General features: G+C 56.5%; 1 protein-coding gene. It reads left to right on the top strand.

What is annotated here, in order from left to right; genetic code table 11:
* Window positions 1–161 precede the first annotated feature (161 nt).
* Window positions 162–1,352 (top strand): IS1249 family transposase, encoded by a 1,191-nt coding sequence (locus M3G19_RS11765; RefSeq protein WP_259902787.1) that lies wholly within the window; start codon window positions 162–164, stop codon window positions 1,350–1,352.
* Window positions 1,353–1,406 lie beyond the last annotated feature (54 nt).

A 1,406-nucleotide genomic window follows, 5' to 3' on the forward strand; every position in this document is an offset into this window, starting at 1 on the left:
GGGTAAGTAGCAGAAAGTGTGTCTGATTCTTGCGATTTCCGCAGATCAGACTATACAAATCGGGCTTGAATAAGGATTTAGTCCTTATTCGGGCCCGTTTCTCGTTCAATCCGCCGGAACGGCGCTTCAGTGTGGTAGCTGGATGCTGGTTAGCTTTGCCGGTGACACCAAACAGACCTCGATGCCCAGTATGTACTGGGCAAATGAAGAAAAACGGCACCACCACAAAAGGAACGACCAGATGGCGGTGCAAAAACCCTGACTGCGGATCGTCCACCACCTACCGTCGGCCTGATCTGACTAAAACCCGCGACTTCAAAGCGTTTCACCGCTACGTGACCTCCACGAGCTCACTAACCGAGATCGCCTGCGATGCCAGAGTCAGCAGATGGACCCTCGACCGCCGATTCGAACCGTTATGGCTCATCGATGTTCCCAACACCCCAGACCCCAACAGGGTCTACGACCAGGTCTTCATCGACGGCACCTACACCGACGCCGGCTGCCTGCTCGTAGCAGCAAGCTACGACCACGTCATCGCTTGGCACTGGGCCAGAACTGAATCAACCCACGCTTACACACAACTGCTGCGCGGTATCGCCCAACCGTTATGCGTCGTCCTCGACGGCGGACAAGGCGCCTACTCAGCGATCAAAGCCTGCTGGCCCAAGACCATGATCCAGCGCTGCCTCGTCCACGCCCAACGCGTCATCCGCCGCTACACCACATCACGGCCCCGCACCGACGCTGGCAAAGCGATCTATGCCCTAGCGCTGAAACTGACCAAGATCACCACCTTGGACCAGGCACGCCAGTGGACCATCAGACTGCACGAGTTCGGGGTGGTCTACAAGGACTTCCTGAACGAGAAAACACCCGTACCCAAAGAGCGCCGCACCCCCAGCCACCAATGGGAATTCACACATATCCGGGTCCGAAAGGCATACAACTCGCTTTTGCACTTATCGCGCAACAACTGGCTGTTTGCCTATCTCCAACCCCCACCAGAAGCACTCGAACCAGCCCGGTGGGCAGCAACCACAAACAGCCTAGAAGGCGGAGTCAACGCACAACTCAAACGCATCGCAGACGCCCACCGCGGCAGATCCGGAGAACGACAACGCAAGATGCTCGAGTGGTACCTGCACTCGAAAACGCAACTGCCTGACGACCCACTCGAGATCGCCAGGCAGTGCAATTACGGACAAGATCAACTCGCCAAAGTTCCCGATCTCGTCCCAGAAGACCACAACACAGCCGACCAAGAAACAGGACGACCAGCCTTCTACGACAACGCTATCCCAACCGAATACCAACACAACATAGGAATCCGCAAAGGCCCCATGCAATAAAACAATGTCCGCCCGGCGACACGCCGAGCGGACACACTTTTTGCTACTTAACCC

Source organism: Corynebacterium sp. p3-SID1194, assembly GCF_025144155.1.
Taxonomy (GTDB): domain Bacteria; phylum Actinomycetota; class Actinomycetes; order Mycobacteriales; family Mycobacteriaceae; genus Corynebacterium.